The 21,007-nt window shown below is 41.3% G+C and carries 20 protein-coding genes; all 20 read left to right on the forward strand.

The genetic code is table 11. From position 1 onward, the window contains the following. The first annotated feature begins 157 nt into the window (after window positions 1-157). The 20 genes from rnc to trmFO all read left to right on the forward strand — a co-directional run bounded on the left by rnc (window position 158) and on the right by trmFO (window position 20,952). Entirely contained in the window at window positions 158-901 is a 744-nt protein-coding gene (rnc, locus tag MHI58_RS08030) for a ribonuclease III (RefSeq protein ID WP_017367233.1), read from the forward strand. 105 nt (window positions 902-1,006) lie between these two features. Continuing rightward, entirely contained in the window at window positions 1,007-4,567 is a 3,561-nt protein-coding gene (gene smc / locus MHI58_RS08035; RefSeq protein ID WP_045034256.1) for a chromosome segregation protein SMC, read from the forward strand. A gap of 21 nt (window positions 4,568-4,588) precedes the next feature. Further along, window positions 4,589-5,575, forward strand: a complete 987-nt coding sequence (ftsY, locus tag MHI58_RS08040) for a signal recognition particle-docking protein FtsY (protein WP_017359097.1) — start codon at window positions 4,589-4,591, stop codon at window positions 5,573-5,575. 141 nt (window positions 5,576-5,716) lie between these two features. Continuing rightward, window positions 5,717-6,049, forward strand: a complete 333-nt coding sequence (locus MHI58_RS08045) for a putative DNA-binding protein (RefSeq protein ID WP_008344844.1) — start codon at window positions 5,717-5,719, stop codon at window positions 6,047-6,049. Window positions 6,050-6,062: 13 nt separating this feature from the next. Beyond that, entirely contained in the window at window positions 6,063-7,406 is a 1,344-nt protein-coding gene (ffh, locus tag MHI58_RS08050; RefSeq protein ID WP_008344842.1) for a signal recognition particle protein, read from the forward strand. A 105-nt stretch (window positions 7,407-7,511) separates the two neighbouring features. Further along, the gene (gene rpsP / locus MHI58_RS08055) at window positions 7,512-7,784 is read left to right on the forward strand and encodes a 30S ribosomal protein S16 (RefSeq protein ID WP_003212139.1); all 273 of its coding nucleotides are present in this window, start codon (window positions 7,512-7,514) and stop codon (window positions 7,782-7,784) included. After that, complete coding sequence (locus tag MHI58_RS08060) at window positions 7,784-8,029, forward strand: KH domain-containing protein (RefSeq protein WP_012009937.1); 246 nt, start codon at window positions 7,784-7,786, stop codon at window positions 8,027-8,029. The genes rpsP and MHI58_RS08060 overlap by 1 nt, the downstream gene beginning before the upstream one ends. A 103-nt stretch (window positions 8,030-8,132) precedes the next feature. Beyond that, window positions 8,133-8,519: a YlqD family protein gene (locus MHI58_RS08065; RefSeq protein WP_008344839.1), complete on the forward strand. Its 387-nt coding sequence runs from the start codon at window positions 8,133-8,135 to the stop codon at window positions 8,517-8,519. 8 nt (window positions 8,520-8,527) lie between these two features. After that, window positions 8,528-9,052, forward strand: a complete 525-nt coding sequence (gene rimM / locus MHI58_RS08070; protein WP_045034257.1) for a ribosome maturation factor RimM — start codon at window positions 8,528-8,530, stop codon at window positions 9,050-9,052. Beyond that, entirely contained in the window at window positions 9,049-9,783 is a 735-nt protein-coding gene (trmD, locus tag MHI58_RS08075) for a tRNA (guanosine(37)-N1)-methyltransferase TrmD (RefSeq protein ID WP_007499635.1), read from the forward strand. Before rimM ends, trmD begins: the two co-directional genes overlap by 4 nt. 137 nt (window positions 9,784-9,920) lie before the next feature. Further along, complete coding sequence (gene rplS, locus MHI58_RS08080) at window positions 9,921-10,268, forward strand: 50S ribosomal protein L19 (RefSeq protein WP_008344834.1); 348 nt, start codon at window positions 9,921-9,923, stop codon at window positions 10,266-10,268. A 90-nt stretch (window positions 10,269-10,358) separates the two neighbouring features. Further along, window positions 10,359-11,207 carry a ribosome biogenesis GTPase YlqF gene (ylqF, locus tag MHI58_RS08085; protein ID WP_007499632.1) on the forward strand — a complete coding sequence of 283 codons (849 nt, stop codon included), beginning with the start codon at window positions 10,359-10,361 and terminating at the stop codon, window positions 11,205-11,207. Between the two features lie 76 nt (window positions 11,208-11,283). Further along, window positions 11,284-12,048: a ribonuclease HII gene (locus tag MHI58_RS08090; protein WP_045034258.1), complete on the forward strand. Its 765-nt coding sequence runs from the start codon at window positions 11,284-11,286 to the stop codon at window positions 12,046-12,048. Window positions 12,049-12,076: 28 nt separating this feature from the next. Further along, the gene (locus MHI58_RS08095; protein WP_045034259.1) at window positions 12,077-13,807 is read left to right on the forward strand and encodes a hypothetical protein; all 1,731 of its coding nucleotides are present in this window, start codon (window positions 12,077-12,079) and stop codon (window positions 13,805-13,807) included. Further along, complete coding sequence (locus MHI58_RS08100) at window positions 13,804-14,079, forward strand: FlhB-like flagellar biosynthesis protein (RefSeq protein WP_008344827.1); 276 nt, start codon at window positions 13,804-13,806, stop codon at window positions 14,077-14,079. Before MHI58_RS08095 ends, MHI58_RS08100 begins: the two co-directional genes overlap by 4 nt. Before the next feature lie 176 nt (window positions 14,080-14,255). Then, a complete protein-coding gene (gene sucC, locus MHI58_RS08105; RefSeq protein WP_008344824.1) occupies window positions 14,256-15,416 on the forward strand; it encodes an ADP-forming succinate--CoA ligase subunit beta in 1,161 nt (386 codons plus the stop codon). A 22-nt stretch (window positions 15,417-15,438) separates the two neighbouring features. Then, a complete protein-coding gene (sucD, locus tag MHI58_RS08110; RefSeq protein WP_007499624.1) occupies window positions 15,439-16,341 on the forward strand; it encodes a succinate--CoA ligase subunit alpha in 903 nt (300 codons plus the stop codon). 63 nt (window positions 16,342-16,404) lie between these two features. Beyond that, entirely contained in the window at window positions 16,405-17,307 is a 903-nt protein-coding gene (gene dprA, locus MHI58_RS08115; protein ID WP_041507310.1) for a DNA-processing protein DprA, read from the forward strand. 194 nt (window positions 17,308-17,501) lie between these two features. Then, entirely contained in the window at window positions 17,502-19,577 is a 2,076-nt protein-coding gene (topA, locus tag MHI58_RS08120) for a type I DNA topoisomerase (protein ID WP_008344821.1), read from the forward strand. Between the two features lie 70 nt (window positions 19,578-19,647). Then, window positions 19,648-20,952 (forward strand): FADH(2)-oxidizing methylenetetrahydrofolate--tRNA-(uracil(54)-C(5))-methyltransferase TrmFO, encoded by a 1,305-nt coding sequence (trmFO, locus tag MHI58_RS08125; protein ID WP_007499618.1) that lies wholly within the window; start codon window positions 19,648-19,650, stop codon window positions 20,950-20,952. Window positions 20,953-21,007: the final 55 nt, after the last annotated feature.

Raw genomic sequence — 21,007 nt, forward strand, 5'->3', positions numbered from 1 at the left:
GGCGGGACTTTGAAAATTTATGTTAGTTTCAACATATTCAGCTGATCAATTGTCAGCCTTTTTCAGATGCTAAGGAGCACGGTTTCCTTGCATGTAGAAAGAGAGACTCCATATAATCAGTATCCTTAAAGGCGATGACGCCTACCTGGAGGTTGCTATGCCAAAACACTATAAAGACAAACAGAAACAGAGCAAAAAACTAGAGCAATTCAGAGAATTTCAGCAGCGCATTTCTGTACACTTTAAAAATGAAAAACTACTCTATCAAGCCTTTACACATTCCTCTTATGTGAATGAGCATCGTAAAAAACCTTATGAGGATAATGAAAGACTTGAATTTTTAGGGGACGCTGTTTTAGAATTAACGATCTCACAGTTCTTATTTGCAAAGTATCCAGCCATGAGCGAGGGAGATTTAACAAAACTGAGAGCGGCGATCGTATGTGAGCCATCACTTGTGTCATTAGCACATGAGCTGTCCTTCGGAGACCTTGTTCTTTTAGGAAAAGGGGAAGAAATGACAGGCGGCAGAAAGCGTCCGGCACTCTTAGCAGACGTATTTGAGGCGTTTATCGGAGCGCTTTATTTAGATCAAGGACTTGAGCCTGTTGAACGATTCCTAGAAGCCTATGTGTACCCGAAAATTAATGACGGGGCATTCTCACATGTCATGGACTTTAAAAGCCAGCTTCAAGAATTTGTTCAGCGAGATGGAAAAGGTGTACTTGAATACCGAATCCTGCATGAAAAAGGCCCAGCACATAACCGAGAATTTGAAGCCAATGTATCCCTTAGAGGAGAAGTGCTTGGAATTGGAAATGGCCGTTCAAAAAAAGAAGCGGAACAGCATGCTGCACAGGAAGCACTTGCTAAATTACAGAAACATCATATGAACCAATAAAATCCCCCTCGTGATTCAGGGGGATTTCACTCTGTTTTCCATCATCTTTTTTCAGTTCATATGGTAAGATAATAGTACTTTAAATACATAAGGAGGATCACTCTCATGTTCCTCAAACGTTTAGACGTGATAGGATTCAAATCTTTCGCACAGCGGGTGACTGTAGACTTTGTCAAAGGGGTTACAGCTGTTGTTGGACCAAACGGAAGCGGCAAAAGTAATATTACTGATGCGATCCGCTGGGTACTTGGAGAGCAATCAGCAAAAAGCCTCCGCGGAGGAAAAATGGAAGACATCATTTTTGCAGGAAGTGACTCAAGAAAACGAGTCAACTTAGCAGAAGTGACATTAACGCTCGATAACGAAGATCACTTTTTGCCGATCGATTTTCACGAAGTCAGTGTGACAAGAAGAGTCTATCGTTCTGGAGAAAGTGAATTTCTCATTAACAATCAATCTGTCCGCTTAAAGGATATTATTGATCTTTTCATGGATTCAGGTCTTGGAAAAGAAGCTTTTTCGATCATCAGCCAAGGTAAGGTAGAAGAGATTCTATCGAGTAAAGCTGAAGAAAGACGTAGCATCTTTGAAGAAGCAGCTGGTGTCCTGAAATATAAAACAAGAAAGAAAAAAGCCGAGAATAAACTGTTTGAAACGCAGGACAACTTAAACCGGGTAGAAGATATTCTGCATGAACTAGAAGATCAAGTAGAACCACTAAGAATGCAGGCATCTATTGCAAAAGACTATCTGCAAAAGAAAGAAGAACTTGAAAATGTAGAAATTGCTCTCACCGTCCATGATATTGAAGCACTGCACAAAAAATGGACAACACTTGGTGAAGCTGTCGAGCGGTTCAAACAAGATGAAATGAAGCAGTCCACAGACATTCAAGCGAAGGAAGCCAAAATCGAAGAATCGAGAGACCGTATTCAGGCGCTTGACGATTCGATTCATGACCTCCAAGAAGTCCTCCTTTTCACAAGTGAAGAACTAGAAAAGCTTGAAGGGAAAAAAGAAGTTCTAAAAGAACGGAAAAAAAATGCGGCCGCTAACCAAGGGCAGCTAGAAGACACGCTCGTGCGTTTAACCGAAAAACAGGCGTTGTTAACGGAAAAGATTGAACAGCAGAAAGTCACACGTGACAGCCTGCAAACAGAAGTGCAGCAGCTAAAAGATGAAGTGAAAACAAAACAGCATCAGCTGTCTCTTCATAGTGAAGATGTGGAAGGGCAAATTGAACAGCTAAAAAGCGATTATTTTGACCTATTAAACGAGCAAGCTTCTATCCGAAACGAACGTAAATTACTAGAAGAACAGCAGCGCCAAGCAGCCTTGCAGCTAGAGCGGTTAACGCAAAATAATCAGAAACATATCGAAGAACGGGTATCTGTGAAGGAAAAGAAAACAGAAGCCGAGAAGCAACTTTCAGAACGAGAAGAAGACATTTTGGCTCAGGTGAAACGCTTTAGAGAAGCGGAACAAAAGCTAGAGCAGATGAAACGTCAATACGAGAAAAAAGAAACGGCTCTTTACCAAGCCTATCAATATGTACAGCAGGCAAAATCTAAAAAAGAAATGCTTGAATCCATGCAGGAAGACTTCTCAGGATTTTTCCAAGGAGTGAAAGAGGTTTTAAAGGCAAAGGACCGGTTAGGCGGTATTCACGGGGCGATTGCAGAGCTGATTCAAACAGAGCAGCAACACGAAACAGCGATTGAAATTGCACTTGGTGCAGCCACGCAGCATGTCGTTACTGAAAATGAAGCGGCTGCCAGACAGGCCATTGGATACTTAAAGCAGCATTCCTTTGGGCGTGCGACCTTCCTGCCGATGAACGTCATCAAAGAACGAACCATTCAGTTCAGAGATATTCAAACAGCTGAGCAGCATGACGCATTTATCGGCGTAGCGAGTCAGCTCGTTTCCTTTGATGAAAAGTATGAAAAAGTCATTCGGAATTTGCTTGGAACAGTCCTAATCGTGAAAGACTTAAAAGGTGCCAACGAGCTAGCGAAAATGCTTGGACATCGTTATCGTATCGTGACCCTTGATGGGGACGTGGTGAACCCAGGCGGTTCAATGACTGGGGGAGGCGTAAAGAAAAAGAACAATTCCCTCCTGTCCAGAAACCGAGAGATTGAAACATTAACAAAGCAGCTCGTTGAAATGGAAGAAAAAACAACGATCCTTGAAAAAGAAACAAAAGAAACGAAGCAATCGATTGCCGAAAGCGAAGTCCAATTAAATGAATTGCGTCAGCGCGGCGAAATGCTTCGAGAAAAGCAGCAAGAGTTAAAAGGGACATTATATGAACTGCAAGTAGCTGAAAAAAATATTAACGCTCATCTAGAGCTCTATGATCAAGAAAAAGAAGAGTTGCAGCAGCGCTCTAGCGAACTTGCGAGCAAGGATAAAGAGCAGGCAGCCCTTGAAACATCTATAGGTGAGAAACTGACCTCTCTTGACGAAGAGATCAACACGTTAACAAAACGGAAGCAGACCCAAAGCTCAACGAAAGAAACCATTTCTTCCGAATTAACAGAGCTGAAAATCTCGCTTGCCAAAAAAGAGCAGTCTTTAGCAAATGAACAAGAAAAACTTTCGAGCTTAACGGCTGAATTAGAAGAGGCTGAAAAGACGCTGACGGAAACAAAAGAAGATTTGTCCCTCTTAACAAGTGAAATGTCATCCAGCTCAAGCGGCGCCGAACAACTGGAAGAAGCGGCAAAAGAGAAACTGGAACATAAAAACAAAACGACAGCGCTTATCTCAGAGCGACGCAAACAGCGCCTGGCTCTTTCTGAAACATTAGAATTCGCTGAACGTGAACTGAAAGAGCAAAAACGCCTGTATAAACAGCTCACGACAAGCTTAAAAGATGAAGAAATCAAGCTTGGCCGCATGGAAGTTGAACTTGATAACCTCATCGCCTATTTAAACGAAGAGTATGCCCTTTCGTTTGAAGGAGCAAAAGAAATGTATCATCTGACGCTATCGCCGGATGAAGCAAGAAAACGCGTGAAATTGATCAAACTAGCCATTGAAGAGCTTGGAACAGTGAACTTAGGCAGCATTGACGAGTATGAACGTGTGAATGAACGTTTTCTCTTCTTAACTGAACAACGCAATGATCTGACAGAAGCGAAAAATACGTTATTCCAAGTCATTGAAGAAATGGATCAGGAGATGACGAAACGTTTCTCTGAGACATTCTCTCAAATCCGCGGGCATTTTGAATCTGTTTTCCAAGCATTATTTGGCGGAGGAAGAGCAGACCTTAAGTTGACAGATCCAAACGATTTACTAAACTCAGGTGTCGATATTGTGGCGCAGCCGCCGGGGAAAAAGCTGCAAAATCTAAGCCTACTTTCAGGCGGAGAAAGAGCATTAACAGCCATCGCTTTATTATTCTCGATCTTAAAAGTGAGACCAGTTCCATTCTGTGTGCTAGATGAGGTAGAAGCGGCACTTGATGAAGCGAATGTGTTCCGCTTTGCCCAGTATTTAAAGAAATACAGCCAAGAAACACAGTTCATTGTGATTACACACCGAAAAGGAACCATGGAAGAAGCAGATGTTCTGTACGGTGTCACGATGCAGGAGTCAGGTGTCTCAAAACTGGTATCTGTCAAACTAGAGGAAACGAAAGAGCTTGTCCAGTAATTAAAGGAGGTTTTTGAACCCATGAGCTTTTTTAAGAAATTAAAAGAAAAATTTACGCAGCAAACCGATTCAGTATCAGAAAAGTTTAAAGATGGACTTGAAAAAACGAGAAATTCGTTTCAGGGAAAAGTAAATGAACTCATTTCTCGCTATCGTAAAGTGGATGAAGACTTTTTTGAAGAACTAGAAGAAGTGTTAATCGGTGCGGATGTTGGTTTCACGACTGTGATGGAACTGATTGATGAGCTGAAAAAAGAAGTGAAATTAAGAAACATTCAAGACCCAAGTGAAGTACAAGCAGTCATCTCTGAAAAACTCGTGGAGATTTACAATAGCGGTGAGGAACAAATCTCTGAACTGAACATTGAAGACGGCCGTTTAAATATTATTTTATTTGTAGGCGTGAACGGTGTCGGTAAAACCACAACCATTGGTAAGCTGGCAAACAAGCTAAAAAATGAAGGGAAATCCGTCATTTTAGCAGCAGGTGATACGTTCCGTGCGGGGGCGATTGAGCAGCTTGAAGTATGGGGCGAGCGCTCTGGTGTTCCTGTCGTTAAACAAACAGCAGGCTCTGACCCGGCAGCGGTCATCTATGATGCCGTTCAATCAGCTAAAGCCAAAAAAGCAGATGTCTTGATCTGTGATACAGCAGGCAGACTGCAAAACAAAGTCAACTTGATGAAAGAGCTAGAGAAGGTCAAGAGAGTCATTGAACGCGAAGTGCCCGATGCACCGCACGAAGTACTGCTTGCCCTTGATGCGACAACGGGTCAAAATGCGATGGCGCAAGCGAAGGAATTTTCTAAAGCGACAAACGTGACAGGTATCGCTTTAACAAAGCTTGACGGTACTGCAAAAGGCGGGATTGTTCTTGCCATTCGCAATGAGCTCAACATCCCTGTAAAACTTGTCGGATTAGGTGAAAAAGTAGACGATCTGCAAGAGTTCGATGCTGAATCGTATGTGTACGGATTATTCTCAGACATGATTGATCAAGAAGACTAATCAAAATGCCGGCAAAACTGCCGGCTTTTTTATTTAAATATCGCCGCAAGAAGTGACAAGATAAAAACTTGACACATAGATTAGAACCGTGTAAACTTAGTTGTTGTAAAGGGAATGAACTTAACAAAGGGGAGAGAGCCCATGACGCTTGAAAAGACAACGAGAATGAACTACTTGTTTGATTTCTATCAATCGTTGTTGACCGCAAAACAAAAGAGCTACATGTCGCTTTACTACCTAGACGATTTTTCCCTCGGTGAAATTGCGGATGAATATGAAGTATCAAGACAGGCTGTTTATGATAATATTAAACGGACTGAAGCGATGCTTGAACAATATGAAGAAAAGCTGCTCTTGTTTAAGAAATTTAAAGAGCGTAAAGAACTTCTCACAAAAATGAGAGAGCTTGTAGCAGATTCCGCGCAAAAGGAAGAAGCAGAAGCTTTAATTGAATCGCTTGAGAAATTAGATTAGGAGGCGGCACAGTATGGCATTTGAAGGATTAGCCGACCGACTGCAGCAGACGATTTCAAAAATCCGCGGCAAAGGAAAAGTGTCAGAGCAAGATGTAAAAGAAATGATGCGCGAGGTACGCCTTGCCCTTCTTGAAGCTGACGTCAATTTTAAAGTAGTCAAAGACTTTGTGAAAAAAGTAAGCGAGCGGGCAGTTGGACAAGAGGTCATGCAAAGTCTTACCCCAGGACAACAGGTCATTAAAGTTGTAAAAGAAGAACTCACTGAATTAATGGGCGGGGAAGAGAGTAAAATCGCTGTAGCGAAAAAATCTCCAACTGTCATTATGATGGTTGGTCTTCAAGGGGCAGGTAAAACGACCACAACTGGAAAGCTTGCCAACTTACTTCGCAAAAAACATAATCGCAAGCCGATGATGGTGGCCGCTGATATTTACAGACCAGCAGCGATCCAGCAGCTTCAAACGCTTGGGAAACAGCTTGATATGCCCGTATTCTCATTAGGTGATCAAGTCAGTCCTGTCGAAATTGCCAAACAGGCAATTGAAAAAGCGAAAGAAGAACATCACGATTATGTCATTTTAGATACAGCAGGACGTCTTCATATTGATGAAGACTTAATGGATGAACTTCAGAAAGTAAAAGAAGTCGCAAATCCAGAAGAGATTTTCCTCGTTGTTGACTCGATGACTGGTCAAGATGCTGTCAATGTCGCAAAAAGCTTTAACGAACAGCTTGGTTTAACAGGTGTCGTTCTGACAAAACTAGACGGTGATACGCGAGGCGGGGCAGCACTATCAATTCGTGCAGTCACAAATACGCCGATTAAATTCGCCGCACTAGGAGAAAAGCTTGATGCAATTGAACCATTCCATCCAGAGCGGATGGCATCGAGAATTCTTGGCATGGGAGATGTGCTCACGCTTATTGAAAAAGCACAAGCAAACGTTGACCAAGATAAAGCGAAAGAGCTTGAACAAAAAATGCGGACAATGAGCTTCACGCTCGATGATTTCCTCGAGCAGCTTGGGCAGGTTCGCAACATGGGTCCACTTGATGAACTGATCCAAATGATGCCGGGAGCCGGTAAAATGAAAGGGCTCAAAAACGTCCAAGTAGACGAAAAGCAGCTCAATCACATCGAAGCGATCATTAAATCAATGACGACCGAAGAAAAAGAACAGCCAGAGGTCATCAATGCAAGCCGAAGAAAACGGATTGCAAAAGGAAGCGGAACATCTGTACAGGAAGTCAATCGCCTTTTAAAACAATTTGACGAAATGAAAAAGATGATGAAGCAAATGACCAATATGTCCAAAGGAAAGAAAAAAGGCGGCTTTAAATTACCATTTATGTAATTGGTTATACATGATAAAACCGTTGTTAAGAAAAAACACTTTACAAACCCTTTTATCATTGTTAATATACTATCTTGTTGAAATATTTTCGGAGGTGCTAGTAAAATGGCAGTAAAAATTCGTTTAAAACGTATGGGATCAAAAAGATCTCCTTTCTATCGTATTGTTGTAGCAGATTCTCGTTCACCACGTGACGGTCGTTTCATCGAAACAGTTGGAACATACAATCCAGTGTTATCACCAGCTGAGGTGAAAATCAACGAAGAATTAGCGCTTAAATGGCTTCAAAATGGTGCGAAACCATCTGATACAGTTCGTAACCTTTTCTCAAGCCAAGGAATTCTTGAAAAATTTCATAATGCGAAAAACAGCAAATAATGAATGAGCTGTCCTTGGAAGAATTGATTGTGTCCATCGTCGAGCCACTTGTTGATTTCCCTGAAGATATTCACGTATCTTCATTAGAAAAAGATGAGCAGGTCATTTACACACTGTCTGTCAATGCTGAAGATACCGGAAAAGTGATCGGAAAGCAGGGACGTACAGCTAAAGCGATACGAACAGTCATGTTTGCAGCAAGTGCAGAGTCTTCTAAGAAAGTTCAACTTGAGATTGCTGACTAAAAAGGGAGAGGGCTTAGGACCTCCCCTTTTTTTACACGTTTAAATCTATTTTTCGTTATACTGTAGAGGACAAATGCCTTCGGATAGGGGGACAAAAAGGAAGATGCAGATCATTCAACATGTCACCGTCATGCAAGTATTAACTGAAAGCAGTAAGGACAAACTGTTAACGACTTTTTTGGAGAAAAAAGAAAGACTAGAACGTGAGTGCAATCAACTATATTTTCAACTAAAAAAGCATGAAAAAGAACCACATCAGCAAGAAGCCATCCCTCAATTTCAAAAAGCCATTGAAAAAAGACAAGAGAAAATGAGGCAAATTGATTTTCAAGTCGAGCAGCTGCATATCTTGCCTCTTGGCAGTGAAATGAAAGAAACAGAAGTGGATGCGCTGATTGAAGTAAAAATAGGTGATAAATGGGATGACAAAATGCAAGACAATGTCATCGTCGTGAAAGACGGCACCATTGTGGAAATACGTCAGGGGTGATTGAGAACATGGAGCTAGAATGGTTGAATGTCGGAAAGATCGTCAATACACATGGAGTGCGCGGAGAAGTACGTGTTGTGTCAAAGACTGATTTCCCAGAAGAACGCTACAAAAAAGGCAGCATCCTTTATATTTTCAAACAAAATCAAAAAGAACCGCTAAAAGTGACTGTCGCATCACATAGACAGCACAAACAATTTGATTTACTGACATTTGAAGAAGTCGGCTCGTTAAATGAAGCTGAGCAATTAAAAGAGTCGATGTTAAAAGTAGAAAAAGAACATCTTGGTTTATTAGATGAAGGGGAATTCTATTTCCACGAAATCATCGGCTGTGAAGTATATGATGAAGAGGACAAACTGATTGGTCAAATCAAAGAAGTTTTAACGCCAGGGGCAAATGATGTATGGGTGGTTGGAAGAAAAGGCAAAAAAGATGCCCTCATCCCTTATATTCCATCTGTCGTCAAAACAGTTGATATTTCATCCAAGAAAGTACACATTGAAGTGATGGAAGGACTCATTGACGAATGAAAATTGACTTTTTAACACTGTTTCCTGAAATGTTTGAAGGAGTACTTCACTCATCGATCTTAAAAAAAGCTCAGGAAAAAGATGCGGTCTCATTTGATGTCGTGAATTTTAGGGAGTATTCCGATCATAAACATAAAACAGTGGATGACTATCCGTATGGCGGCGGTGCTGGCATGGTTCTGAAAGCACAGCCTGTATTTGATGCGGTAGAAGATTTAACGAAAAAAGCAAACAAGAAGCCCCGCATTATTCTTGTCTGTCCTCAAGGAGAAAGATATACACAAAAGAAAGCAGAAGAGCTTGCAAAAGAAGAGCATCTTATGTTCATTTGCGGCCACTATGAAGGCTACGATGAGCGCATCAGGGAGCATCTTGTCACAGATGAAATCTCAATCGGGGATTTCGTTCTCACAGGCGGAGAGCTGCCGGCGATGATGATTGCAGACAGTGTGGTCAGGCTTTTGCCTCATGTGCTTGGAAAAGAAGCGTCTCATATCGAAGATTCATTTAGTACAGGTCTGCTTGAGCATCCGCACTATACAAGACCAGCTGATTATAAAGGATTGAAAGTACCAGATGTGCTTCTCTCTGGAAATCATGCCAAAATTGAAGAGTGGCGGCGTAAAGAATCGTTGAAGCGAACCTATACAAGACGGCCAGATTTGATCGATTCTTGCAAAACATTAACGGATGAAGAAAAAAGATGGCTTTGGCAGCTTCATAATGACTAGATTGTATTGCACAAGGTATACAGGTGTGGTATGATACTACTTGTGACTTGGACGGCTTGCCGATTCAAGTTTGAAAACGATGTTCCGCTGCAATGAAGAAAGAGGACATGAGCATCTGTTGGAAGGAGTTGAAAACGATGCAACAATTGATTGAAGAAATCACAAAAGAACAATTACGCACTGATCTTCCTGCGTTCCGTCCTGGTGACACTTTACGTGTACACGTGAAAGTTGTCGAGGGTACTCGTGAGCGTATCCAGATCTTTGAAGGTGTTGTAATTAAGCGTCGTGGTGGTGGAATCAGCGAAACTTTCACAGTTCGTAAGATCTCTTACGGTGTAGGCGTTGAGCGTACATTCCCTGTACACACACCAAAAATCGCTAAGATCGAAGTTGTACGTCACGGTAAGGTACGTCGTGCGAAACTTTACTACCTACGTGAACTTCGCGGTAAAGCGGCTCGTATCAAAGAAATCAGACGATAATGATATCAAAGGAAAGAGCTTGTTACCTGTAACAGGCTCTTTTTTTGTACAATGTATAGAGACAACCGTTAGAAGAGAGAAGGTGCACATATGACAATTCAATGGTTTCCAGGCCATATGGCAAAAGCAAGACGGGAAGTCACAGAAAAATTAAAGCTCATCGACATCGTATTTGAATTAACCGATGCAAGAATTCCGATGTCCTCTAGAAACCCAATGATTGAAGAAATCCTCCAAAACAAACCGAAAATTATGCTTTTGAACAAAGCAGATAAAGCAGATCCTCGTATGACAAAAGAGTGGCAGGCACACTTTGAAGCGCAAGGTGTACGGTCACTTGCCATTAATTCTGTCGATGGACAAGGGTTAAATCAAATCATTACGACATCAAAAGAAATCTTAAAAGAAAAGTTCGATCGAATGAAAGCAAAAGGTGTTAAGCCGCGTGCCATTCGAGCTTTGATTATCGGAATTCCCAATGTCGGCAAATCAACGCTGATCAATCGGTTGGCAAAGAAAAATATTGCGAAAACAGGAGATCGACCTGGTATTACGACGTCACAACAATGGGTGAAGGTCGGAAAAGAACTTGAACTGCTCGATACCCCCGGAATTCTCTGGCCGAAATTTGAAGATGAACAAGTAGGTCTTAGGCTGGCCGTCACTGGAGCGATTAAAGACTCAATCATCAACTTGCAGGATGTCGCTGTGTATGCGCTCCGCTTTTTAGAAGAGCACTATCCAGAGCGGTTAAAAAAACGCTATGATTTAGCAGAAATACCTGAAGATACAGTTGAGCTGTTTGATGCCATTGGCACAAAACGCGGCTGTCTGATGAGTGGAGGATTCATTAATTACGACAAAACGACCGAAATCATTATTCGGGATATTCGAACGGAAAAATTTGGTCCCCTCACTTTTGAGAAGCCTGAAAGCTAAAAGACACGCAGCTCATGCGGGTCTTTATTTTTTGCGAAAAACTGCCGATATAAAGAAGGAGGCTGCGGAAAAGCCAATGTACACGGTCAAACAAATAAAAGAATTAATAGAACAACATGCTGACGACGAGTCATACATTCGTGAACTATTGAAAGACGATACAAGAAAAAGTGTCCAGAAACTGATGGACAAATGGAACAAAGAGAGAGAAAAGCAGCAAGAACTACGTGCAGCATGGAAGCAAATGCTGCAATTTGAAACCAAAGCAAGAGCGCAAGGATACAATTGTATTGCAGGCATAGATGAAGCAGGAAGAGGACCACTTGCTGGCCCAGTTGTTGCGGCAGCTGTGATATTAAAAGAGGATACCGTCCTACTCGGTTTAAATGATTCAAAACAGCTATCTGAGAAAAAAAGAATGACCTATTATGAGCTCATTCAAAAGGAAGCACTCGACATCGGCATCGGCATTGTTGATGCGGCAACGATTGACGAAATAAATATATACGAAGCATCAAGACTGGCGATGGTGAAGGCTGTAAAGCAGCTCACTCACACACCTGATTATCTACTCATAGATGCGATGACGCTCCCGCTTCCTACTCAACAGGAGAATATCATCAAAGGAGATGCTAAAAGCGCATCCATCGCAGCTGGTGCATGTATTGCCAAAGTGACAAGGGACAAAATGATGGAAGAGTATGGACGCCAGTACCCTGAGTATCAATTTGAAAAACATAAAGGGTATGGAACGAAAGAGCACCTGGCTGCCATTCAAACACATGGCGCCACACCTATCCACCGGTTATCATTTGCACCAGTGAAATCTGTTATTTCATAAATATTTTGACACAAGGAGGCTGCCTGTGATGACAAGAGTTGAAGATATACATACTGCACTGAATAGTCGGCTGAATACAGCAGAATCTGTTCCGCTTAACACGGAAGGAAAGGAAAATATTCACCGGCTCATTCTCGGCAAAGTACTGAAAATGCTTGGGGATGATACAGCACTTGTTCAAATAGGTTCGACCAAAATCAAAGCGCAGCTAGCGGCTCAGCTAAAAGCCGATTCTTTCTACTGGTTCCAATTAGAACAAGAAGGTGGAGGCAGTCTGAGTAAATTAAGACCTGTTCAGCAATTTGACCAAGATCCTAAAACATTAAAGGATGCCGCAGCTAAACTACTAGAAGGTCTGTCGCTTAAAAATGGACTTGAACAAATGTTAACAGCTACAGCCTTTTTAAAAGAAAAACCGGTCATCAACGAAGCAGAGTTAAAAACGGCAGTAAAATGGATTGAACAACTTCAAGGCGCGGATATCAAAAAAGGTCTGCAAGCACTTCTTTTTGCTTTAAAGAAAGATTTGCCGATTCAACAAGGAGTGCTCCAATCAATATTAGCGATGAAATCCCCCTCTGCACTTCATCAGGATGTGACAGCACTGCTAGATCGATTAACACAGCTTCCGAAGCAATCAGAAGCCACACAGGCTCTTACACAGGCCGTTCGTACGGTTGTAAATGCTGAGACAACTGTTCATGCAGAAAAGCTCTTATCGGTGCTTCTAGGAGCAAAAGAAGGTCAAACGAAGCAAGGAGAAAGCTTGCAACAGGTGCAGCCTCATGTCAATCCGGCTCAGCAAACAAAGCAGAGCCAGCCCGCCGTTATACAAGGGCGACAGGTGGATACAGTGAATCAGAACAGCTTGCAGCAATTATTAAGTCCAAAACAGCTCCCGCTTCAGCAAATAGAACGCATTCTGACAAGCATCACAAAGCAAGGCACAGACGGACAGCAGCTTGATGTAAAACAACTCACATCACTGGTTCAAGCAGTCCAGCAGGCAGGGCCACAGGCTGACGCAAAGGCAGCCGTGCTTCAAAAGGAATTTCCGTTTCTTTCAAAAACAGAGGCGAACGCATTGGTAAAGGTCATTCAGCAGACTGAACCAGCATTAAGCAATAAAACCGATGTACTCGATTTACTGATGACGATGAAAAAAGCGATAGGTGTACGAGATGAAATTGGGATGCTGAAATTACTGGAAAAGGGCAGCCAAGATGTCAAAAGCCAAGAGCTTCACCAATTAAAGATGGTTTTAAATGATGCAAGGCAAGCTGATGTTCCGGAACCCGTAAAAAAAGAAGTGGATCAATTATTCCATAGATTAAATGGGCAGTTACTAGTGCATCAGGAAAACCAAACAGTTAGTCAAATGATGGTTTCTTACCCTCTTTTCTCAAAACATAGTGTTCAAGATTTAACCTTTATTCTAAAAGGGCATAAGAAAAAAGATGGCTCTATTGATATTTCTCAGTGCCGTTTAATGTTTTATTTAAACATGGAGAACTTAGAAGAAACGTTAATAGACTGTACGATTCAGCAAAAAGTAATGTCAATTACAGTCGAGACGGCTCACGAACTGCAAGGGACCATTAATCCAATGATTCCAGCTGTTCGAGAGAATTTAAATGCCCTAGGGTATAGTTTAACGGGGATTACAGCGAAAAAGAGAGAAGAGCCAATTGATCCGTCTGACTTTTTAGATGAACACTTTCATAAAATCAGCGAGAAAGGGCTGGACTTACGAGTATGAAAGATTCAAAACCGCTTAGAAGAGCGGTCGCTCTACACTATGATGAAGAAAAACAAAAAGCGCCAAAAGTCGTTGCAACAGGCAGCGGCTATGTGGCTGATCATATTATTGAAGAAGCTCAAAAAGCTGGCGTCCCTATCCAAGAAGACCGTAATTTAGTAGAACTGATGCGCCACTTAACGCTCGATGAGGAAATCCCAGAAGCGTTATACGATACTGTAGCAGAAATATTTTCATTTATCTATCGATTGGATCAAAAAATGAAAAAATAAGGAAAAATAAGTGTTTTGACTGAAAAATTTATATTTTTAATAAAATAAAAGTTTGAATGTTTAGAAGGATTTTATGATTTTACATAGAACCCTAGACATTCTCTTTTTTATTCTTTAAAATGAAAGCGCAGTCTATTTTATAATTTTTGTTTCTACATATGTTGGGAGGATGGGAAATGAATATCCATGAGTACCAAGGAAAAGAAATCCTAAGAAAATATGGGGTTTCAGTTCCAAATGGTAAAGTAGCATTTACACCTGATGAAGCAGTGAAAGCATCAGAAGAGCTAGGAAGCTCTGTATATGTCGTAAAAGCACAGATTCATGCAGGCGGCCGTGGTAAAGCAGGTGGGGTAAAAATTGCAAAAACAAAAGATGAAGTGAAAGGGTTTGCAGAGGAATTGCTCGGCAAGACACTTGTCACACATCAAACAGGGCCTGAAGGGCGCGAAATAAAACGCTTACTTATTGAAGAAGGCTGCGATATTCAAAAAGAGTACTATGTAGGACTCGTTTTGGATAGAGCGACATCAAGAATTGTTTTGATGGCTTCTGAAGAAGGCGGTACTGAAATTGAAGAAGTAGCAGAAAAAACGCCAGAAAAAATCGTGAAAGTGGTCATCGACCCAGCGATTGGTCTCCAAGCCTATCAGGCGAGAGAAGTTGCGTTTAAAATTAATATTCCAACAAAATTAGTTGGTCAAGCTGTTAAGTTTATGACAAGCCTTTACAATGCGTTTATTGAAAAGGATTGTTCAATTGCCGAGATAAATCCTCTTGTTGTAACAGGTGATGGAAAAGTCATGGCACTTGACGCAAAATTAAACTTTGATAGCAATGCCTTATATAGACAAAAAGATATATTAGAATACCGTGACCTTGATGAAGAAGATCCAAAAGAGATTGAAGCATCTAAATATGACCTAAGCTACATTTCTCTAGATGGGAATATTGGCTGTATGGTGAATGGAGCAGGCCTTGCGATGTCTACAATGGATATCATCAAGCATTACGGCGGGGACCCTGCAAACTTCCTTGATGTTGGCGGCGGTGCAACTGCTGAAAAAGTAACGGAAGCATTTAAAATCATCTTATCTGATCAAAATGTCAAAGGGATTTTCGTGAACATTTTTGGCGGCATCATGAAATGTGATGTCATCGCAGAAGGTGTTGTTGAAGCGACGAAACAAGTCGGCTTAACATTACCACTCGTTGTACGTCTTGAAGGAACAAACGTTGAATTAGGGAAGAAAATCCTGAGTGATTCAGGCTTAAATATCACTTCTGCTGAGTCTATGGCTGACGGGGCAGAAAAGATTGTATCTTTAGTCAAGTAGAGCAGAAAGGCAGGGAACCTAAATGAGTGTATTTATTAATAAAAATACGAGAGTAATTGTTCAGGGGATTACCGGTTCAACCGCATTATTCCATACAAAACAAATGATTGAGTATGGAACAAATATCGTTGGCGGTGTCACACCTGGAAAAGGTGGAACTGAAGTAGAGGGAGTTCCTGTATTTAATACTGTATCTGAAGCAGTACAGACAACTGGAGCAAATGCTTCTGTTATCTATGTACCAGCACCATTTGCAGCAGACGCCATTTTAGAGGCTGTTGATGCAGAAGTGGATCTAGTGATTTGTATCACAGAACACATTCCAGTTCTGGATATGGTTAAAGTGAAACGCTATATGGAAGGTAAGAAGACAAGACTTGTTGGGCCGAACTGTCCTGGCGTGATTACACCTGAAGAATGTAAAATTGGCATCATGCCTGGCTACATTCATAAAAAAGGTCATGTTGGTGTTGTGTCTCGTTCTGGAACGCTTACATATGAAGCGGTACATCAGCTTTCAGAGGCTGGTGTTGGTCAATCAACAGCTGTAGGAATTGGCGGAGACCCTGTCAATGGCACGAACTTTATTGATGTATTAAAAGCCTTCAATGAAGATCCTGAAACGCATGCTGTGATCATGATTGGTGAAATCGGTGGTACTGCTGAAGAAGAAGCAGCTGAATGGGTAAAAGCAAATATGACCAAGCCGGTTGTTGGCTTTATTGGCGGTAAAACAGCGCCTCCAGGAAAACGTATGGGACATGCTGGTGCCATTATTTCTGGTGGTAAAGGAACTGCTGATGAAAAAGTAAAAACAATGCGTGAATGTGGAATTGAAGTGGCAGAGACACCATCTGTCATGGGAGAAACCTTAATTAAAGTGTTAAAAGAGAAGAATCTCTTCGAAGCTTGTAAAACGCATTAATGACACAAGAAGACTTGTTCTTTGACAAGTCTTCTTCTTTCTATCTTAAACTGGAGGAATGGTATGTACAACGTGTCCGAAAGAATGATTTTTCACCGCTTAAAAGGCCTCATCTCACCCTCTTTGTTAACAAAATGGTGGAAAGTCGATCCTGAGCTATATATAAATGAAGAAACACATCATTTCAAACAGGATCGATCATTACAAAAGATCGACTTTACCCGCTTACAACAAGCTGAAGAAAATGAATTCCCCATTTTTCAACACATCGTTCAAGCCTATTTAAAGCAAAATATTCACATGATTCCCATCACATCACCTTTATATCCCAGCTCACTAAAACACATTTATGATCCTCCCCCAGTATTATTCCTAAAAGGAAACGTTACCTATTTAAATGAAGAAAAAAGTTTAGGTGTAGTAGGTACACGAGTGCCATCCTCTTACGGAGAAGCGTGCGTGAAGAAAATTGTTGGAGAACTTGTAGAGGAAAATTGGATGATTGTGAGTGGTTTAGCAAAAGGAATTGATGGACTTGCACACAAAGAGTGCATAAGAAAAAAAGGAAAAACGATTGGTGTTGTAGCTGGCGGCTTTCAACATGTATATCCAAAAGAACATGTGCAAATGGCTCAATATATGGGAGAACATCATTTACTGTTGTCAGAGCATCCGCCTTATATCAAACCAGAAAAATGGCATTTTCCAATGAGAAACCGATTAATTAGTGCCCTGACAAGAGGAACCATCGTGGTCCAGTGCAAAGAAAAGAGCGGTTCGCTTATTACAGCCTATCAGGCATTAGAGCAAGGAAAAGAAGTGTTTGCTGTTGCAGGATCGATCTTTGATTCTAATTCTATAGGTCCAGCTAGACTGATTCAGCAAGGTGCCAAGCTTGTTCATTCAACGAAGGATATTTTAGAGGAATTCTCCTTGAGTGGTGTTCAATATACTGAACTCCCATAAAAATATCGTTTGACAAAAGACATCGGAATATTTAATAATAGTGAGGATTTAAGTTTACACTTTGTTTTTCGTGTTTATAATGATGTTCATCATAAAGAATTTTTAACGATTGCCTGTTAGATAGGTGCAATTAACATAAATATAAATTTGTGAAATGGATAAAGAGAGAACACCTCTTAAGGGGGATTTTGAGTATGGCTGATTATTTAGTCATCGTTGAGTCGCCAGCAAAGGCGAAAACGATTGAGCGTTATTTAGGAAAAAAGTATAAAGTAAAGGCTTCAATGGGGCACGTAAGGGATTTACCGAAAAGTCAGCTTGGTGTTGACACTGAACATGACTTCGAACCGAGATATATTACGATTCGAGGAAAAGGTCCAGTCTTAAAAGAATTAAAAACAGCAGCGAAAAAAGCAAAAAAAGTATATCTCGCAGCTGACCCCGACAGAGAGGGAGAAGCGATTGCTTGGCATTTAGCCCACAGCCTTGACCTTGACCTCTCTTCAGATTGCCGCGTTGTCTTTAACGAGATTACAAAAGATGCAATTAAAGATTCCTTTAAACATCCACGTATGATCGATATGGACTTGGTTGATGCGCAGCAGGCAAGACGAATCTTAGATCGTCTCGTTGGATATAAAATCAGCCCAATTTTATGGAAGAAAGTCAAAAAGGGCTTAAGCGCCGGTCGTGTTCAATCAGTTGCACTCCGCCTGATTATTGACCGCGAGAATGAAATTAATGAATTCAAACCAGAAGAATACTGGACAATTGATGGTACCTTCCTAAAAGGGAAAGAAAGCTTTGAAGCGAGTTTCTTTGGCGTAAATGGCAAAAAACATCCGCTAAAAACAAAAGAAGATGTAAAAGAAATCCTTTCGAAATTAAAAGGAAGCAAGTTTTCTGTTGAAAAAGTGACGAAAAAAGAACGTAAACGCAACCCAGCTGTTCCGTTTACAACATCTACCCTACAACAAGAGGCAGCGAGAAAACTAAACTTCCGTGCGAAGAAAACGATGATGATTGCACAGCAATTATATGAAGGAATTGATCTTGGTAAAGAAGGTACAGTAGGTCTCATTACATATATGAGAACGGACTCAACACGTATTTCCAATACGGCAATTGAAGAAGTATCTGCTTTCATTGATCAAACGTACGGCAAGAATTTCTTGAATACAACAAAACGTACTGCCAAAAAGAATGAAAATGCACAGGATGCTCACGAAGCCATCCGTCCAACTTCTACGCTAAGAAAACCAGCAGATGTCAAACACGTGCTAAGCAGAGATCAACTTCGTCTTTATAAATTGATTTGGGAACGTTTTGTGGCAAGCCAAATGGCACCAGCTGTTCTTGATACAATGAGTGTGGATCTTGAAAATAACGGGCTTACTTTCCGTGCAAATGGGAGTAAGGTGAAATTCCCTGGATTTATGAAAGTATATGTTGAAGGGAAGGACGACCAGTTAGAAGAAAAGGACAAAATGCTTCCTGATCTGAAAGAGGGAGATACCGTTCTTTCAAAAGATATTGAACCAGAGCAGCACTTTACGCAGCCGCCTCCACGCTACACTGAGGCAAGACTTGTCAAAACCCTTGAAGAGCTAGGTATCGGCCGCCCATCGACGTATGCACCAACATTAGATACCATTCAAAAGCGCGGCTACGTGGCACTTGATAACAAACGGTTTATTCCAACAGAGCTTGGAGAGATTGTGCTCAACTTAATTATTGAATTCTTCCCTGAAATCATTAACGTAGAATTTACTGCGAAAATGGAAAAAGAACTTGATAGCGTTGAAGAAGGTACGATTGAATGGGTACGCATTATCGACAGTTTCTATCAAGATTTTGCAAAACGGGTAGAAAAAGCAGAAGCAGAGATGCAGGAAGTTGAGATCGAGCCTGAATACGCCGGAGTTGATTGCGAAGAGTGTGGTCATCCAATGGTGTACAAAATGGGGAGATACGGTAAGTTCATGGCATGCTCTAATTTCCCTGACTGCCGTAACACAAAACCAATTGTCAAAGATATTGGTGTCAAATGCCCGACTTGTCACGAAGGAAATATCGTTGAACGGAAATCTAAGAAGCGCCGCATTTTTTACGGTTGCGATCGTTTTCCAGAGTGTGAATTCGTCTCTTGGGACAAACCAATTGAAAGAAAGTGTCCAAAATGCGAAAATATGCTTGTAGAGAAAAAGCTGAAAAAAGGCATTCAAGTTCAATGTGTGAACTGTGATTATAAAGAGGAACAACAAAAATAGCGGTGAGCAACCTTGTTCACCTGCTTTTTTATGTCATCAAATAGAACTTACGAAATAGGAGAGTTGTACAATGAGTCAATTTGTAAATGTGATCGGAGCAGGTTTAGCAGGAAGTGAAGCGGCATGGCAAATTGCCAAGCGCGGAATTAAAGTTCATCTGTATGAAATGAGACCTGTCAAACAAACACCAGCTCACCACACTGATAAATTTGCGGAGCTCGTATGCAGTAACTCATTGCGTGCGAACGCTTTAACAAACGCAGTAGGTGTACTAAAGGAAGAAATGCGTCATTTAGATTCAGCAATCATCGCAGCAGCAGATGAAAGCTCGGTTCCTGCTGGTGGAGCGCTTGCAGTAGATCGTCATGAATTTGCAGCTAACGTCACAGACCGCGTGAAAAATCACCCGAATGTGACGGTCTTTCAAGAAGAAGTGCAAAGCATTCCAGAAGGTCCGACGATTATCGCAACGGGTCCTCTAACATCAGAAGCACTTTCAAAAGAATTAAAATCCTTAACAGGTGAAGAGTATTTATATTTCTACGATGCAGCAGCGCCGATCCTCGAGAAAGACAGCATCGATATGGATAAAGTGTACTTGAAATCACGTTATGATAAAGGGGAAGCGGCTTATTTAAACTGTCCGATGACAGAAGAAGAATTCGATCGTTTTTATGAGGCGCTCATTTCTGCTGAAACTGTGCCGTTAAAAGAGTTCGAAAAAGAAATCTTCTTCGAAGGCTGTATGCCCATTGAAGTCATGGCCAAAAGAGGGAAAAAAACCATGTTGTTTGGCCCGATGAAACCAGTTGGACTTGAAGATCCAAAAACAGGAAAAAGACCTTACGCTGTTGTTCAATTAAGACAGGATGACGCAGCAGGTACTTTATATAATATTGTTGGTTTCCAAACACATCTAAAATGGGGCGATCAAAAGGAGGTATTCCGTTTGATCCCAGGTCTTGAAGAGGCAGAGATTGTTCGCTATGGTGTGATGCACCGTAATACATTTATTAACTCGCCAAGCCTTCTAAAACCGACATATCAATTTAAAAATAGAGACGACTTATTCTTTGCCGGACAAATGACTGGTGTTGAAGGATATGTTGAGTCCGCGGCTTCAGGACTAGTGGCTGGAATCAACGCAGCTCGTTTTGTTAAAGGAGAAGAGCTTGTGACACTTCCAGAAGAAACAGCGATTGGCAGTATGGCTTACTACATCACATCAACAAACAAGAAAAGCTTCCAGCCGATGAATGCAAACTTTGGCTTGCTGAAAGATCTTGGCGTTCGAATTAAAAACAAACAAGAGCGCTATGCAGAGTACGCTAAACGCGCAATCGAAACTATTCAAACTATTTCGAAATCTCTGTAGTAAAACATTGCACGGGAAGCAAGATATGTGATACCATTTAAAAGCCTTAAAGAGG

Source organism: Bacillus sp. FSL K6-2869 (assembly GCF_040869405.1).
In the GTDB taxonomy this organism is placed as follows: domain Bacteria; phylum Bacillota; class Bacilli; order Bacillales; family Bacillaceae; genus Bacillus; species Bacillus altitudinis.

Excerpts from the sequence above, each read along its gene's own strand:
- MHI58_RS08060 (WP_012009937.1), top strand. The coding sequence starts at position 7,784 with ATGAATGAGCTGTCCTTGGAAGAATTGATTGTGTCCATCGTCGAGCCA.
- rimM (WP_045034257.1), top strand. The coding sequence starts at position 8,528 with ATGGAGCTAGAATGGTTGAATGTCGGAAAGATCGTCAATACACATGGA.
- rnc (WP_017367233.1), top strand. The coding sequence starts at position 158 with ATGCCAAAACACTATAAAGACAAACAGAAACAGAGCAAAAAACTAGAG.
- trmFO (WP_007499618.1), top strand. The coding sequence starts at position 19,648 with ATGAGTCAATTTGTAAATGTGATCGGAGCAGGTTTAGCAGGAAGTGAA.
- MHI58_RS08065 (WP_008344839.1), top strand. The coding sequence starts at position 8,133 with ATGCAGATCATTCAACATGTCACCGTCATGCAAGTATTAACTGAAAGC.
- trmD (WP_007499635.1), top strand. The coding sequence starts at position 9,049 with ATGAAAATTGACTTTTTAACACTGTTTCCTGAAATGTTTGAAGGAGTA.
- MHI58_RS08095 (WP_045034259.1), top strand. The coding sequence starts at position 12,077 with ATGACAAGAGTTGAAGATATACATACTGCACTGAATAGTCGGCTGAAT.
- dprA (WP_041507310.1), top strand. The coding sequence starts at position 16,405 with ATGTACAACGTGTCCGAAAGAATGATTTTTCACCGCTTAAAAGGCCTC.
- rpsP (WP_003212139.1), top strand. The coding sequence starts at position 7,512 with ATGGCAGTAAAAATTCGTTTAAAACGTATGGGATCAAAAAGATCTCCT.
- MHI58_RS08090 (WP_045034258.1), top strand. The coding sequence starts at position 11,284 with ATGTACACGGTCAAACAAATAAAAGAATTAATAGAACAACATGCTGAC.
- sucD (WP_007499624.1), top strand. The coding sequence starts at position 15,439 with ATGAGTGTATTTATTAATAAAAATACGAGAGTAATTGTTCAGGGGATT.
- MHI58_RS08100 (WP_008344827.1), top strand. The coding sequence starts at position 13,804 with ATGAAAGATTCAAAACCGCTTAGAAGAGCGGTCGCTCTACACTATGAT.
- ylqF (WP_007499632.1), top strand. The coding sequence starts at position 10,359 with ATGACAATTCAATGGTTTCCAGGCCATATGGCAAAAGCAAGACGGGAA.
- ffh (WP_008344842.1), top strand. The coding sequence starts at position 6,063 with ATGGCATTTGAAGGATTAGCCGACCGACTGCAGCAGACGATTTCAAAA.
- topA (WP_008344821.1), top strand. The coding sequence starts at position 17,502 with ATGGCTGATTATTTAGTCATCGTTGAGTCGCCAGCAAAGGCGAAAACG.
- sucC (WP_008344824.1), top strand. The coding sequence starts at position 14,256 with ATGAATATCCATGAGTACCAAGGAAAAGAAATCCTAAGAAAATATGGG.
- MHI58_RS08045 (WP_008344844.1), top strand. The coding sequence starts at position 5,717 with ATGACGCTTGAAAAGACAACGAGAATGAACTACTTGTTTGATTTCTAT.
- ftsY (WP_017359097.1), top strand. The coding sequence starts at position 4,589 with ATGAGCTTTTTTAAGAAATTAAAAGAAAAATTTACGCAGCAAACCGAT.
- smc (WP_045034256.1), top strand. The coding sequence starts at position 1,007 with ATGTTCCTCAAACGTTTAGACGTGATAGGATTCAAATCTTTCGCACAG.
- rplS (WP_008344834.1), top strand. The coding sequence starts at position 9,921 with ATGCAACAATTGATTGAAGAAATCACAAAAGAACAATTACGCACTGAT.